This is a genomic window from Phenylobacterium sp. (assembly GCF_036723115.1).
Classification (GTDB): Bacteria; Pseudomonadota; Alphaproteobacteria; order Caulobacterales; family Caulobacteraceae; genus Phenylobacterium.
On the sequence record NZ_DAIMHV010000253.1, the window covers coordinates 1 to 1,757 of the forward strand.

General features: G+C 67.9%; 2 protein-coding genes. One reads left to right on the plus strand and one right to left on the minus strand.

Going from position 1 to position 1,757, the window contains the following annotated elements; all coding sequences use genetic code 11:
• On the minus strand, nt 1-1,232 hold a 1,232-nt coding region (locus V7D28_RS15190; protein WP_333588220.1), incomplete at its 3' end, for an AbgT family transporter.
• A gap of 247 nt (nt 1,233-1,479) precedes the next feature.
• On the opposite strand from V7D28_RS15190, the gene ndhC reads away from it, so the two are divergent.
• The coding region (gene ndhC / locus V7D28_RS15195; RefSeq protein WP_333588221.1) for an NADH-quinone oxidoreductase subunit A at nt 1,480-1,757 on the plus strand (278 nt) is incomplete at its 3' end.

Consider the following 1,757-nt stretch of genomic DNA (forward strand, 5'->3'; position numbering starts at 1 on the left):
GCCAGCGCCGCCCACTTGGCCGAGGCCGAGCCGATCAGCATGTCGAGGGCGGCGGTCAGGAGCACGATGGCCATGAGCAGCACCGGAATGGGCAGGCCGGTGGCGCGCACCGCTTCGGCCCCGTGGATGGCGATGATCACCCCCAGGTTCGACCAGTTGAACATGGCGATGAAATGGGCCGCGGCGAAGGCCAGCACGATATAGGGCGCCATGGCGGCCATGGAGTCCGAGGCCAGGGCCACCACGTCGCGATCAGACCGGATCTTCCCGGTCATCCGCCCATAGGTCAGCCCGCCGGCCAGGAAGAGGACGAAGAACCCCGCCACCAGAGACCGGAAGAAGGGCGTCCATCGGGCCGGTCCCTCCAGGGTTTCGTCGCGCAGGGGCGCGCCGGGGGCGAGCGCCAGGGCCGCCCAGGTCACAATGACGCCGCCGATCGCCACGCCCGCCCACAGGAGCGCCCGGCGTTCCTGGGCCGACAGGGGAGCGTCCTGGGGCGGCAGGCCCTCGGGCGCAGTCCAGGGGCCGAGCCTAGGCTCCACCACCTTGTCGGTCACCCACCAGGCCACCGGAACGAAGATCAGGGCGCCGGCGGCGGTGAAATACCAGTTGCCGATCAGATTGGCGCTCCAGGTCGGATCGATCAGCCGGGCGGCCGGCTCGGACAAGCCCAGGATCAGGGCGTCGAACTGGCCGGGCAGGGGGTTGCCCGCGAAACTGCCCACCACGCCGGCGAAGGCCGCGGCGATGCCTGCGATGGGGTGGCGACCGACCGCGGCGAAGGCTGCGCCGGCCAGGGGCAGGAGGATGACGAAGCCGGTGTCGGCCGCATGATTGGCCAGCAGACCCAGCAGAACCACGGCCGGTGTCACCAAGCGCCGGGGCGTGCGGCTCATCATGCCGCGAATCGCCGCCGACAGGAGGCCGACCCGCTCGGCGATGCCGGCGCCCAGCATGATCAGCAGCACATAGCCCAGGGGGGCGAAGCCGGTCAGCGTGCGGGGCATCTCCACCAGCAGGGTCTGGATATTAGCCGGGGTCAGCAGGCTCTCGGCCTGCAGCAGCTGTCCATCCACAGGATTGACGGCGCTCAGCCCCAGGGCCTGGGCCGCCACGCTGGCCGCCACGAGGGCGCCGATGATCCAGGCGAAGATGAAGACCGGGTCCGGCAGCCGGTCGCCCAACCGCTCGATGGCGTCCAATGCGCGGTAGATAAAGGGTTTGCCGCTCACCACGCCCTCCCGATGGCCCCGGGCAGCCTAGGCCCTGGTCGGTGCGGAACAAGGGCTCTTGTCTGTATTTGAGAAGCAATTGCAAGTCTGAGCGCTATCCAATCGGCCTTTGCATCAAACGAGGCGCCAAAGGAGTCCGACGCTACGACCGGGGCGCGATGCCGCACATAACTTCGGCGTCCCAATCCGCTGTTTGAACCCTGCGCTTTGCTGGTCTAGAAGGGCGCGCGACTCCTTCGAGGACTCCATGAACGCGTTCCTTCTGCAGTACCTGCCGATCGTCATCTTTCTCGGGATCGCGGCGGCTCTGGGCCTGGGCTTCGTGCTGGCCGCCGCCGTTCTGGCGCCCAAGGCGCCGGACCCCGAAAAGCTCTCGACCTACGAGTGCGGCTTCAACGCCTTCAACGACGCGCGGATGAAGTTCGACGTCCGGTTCTATCTGGTCTCGATCCTCTTCATCATCTTCGACTTGGAGGTCGCGTTCCTGTTCCCCTGGGCCGTCAGCCTGATGGGTCTGCCCCAGGA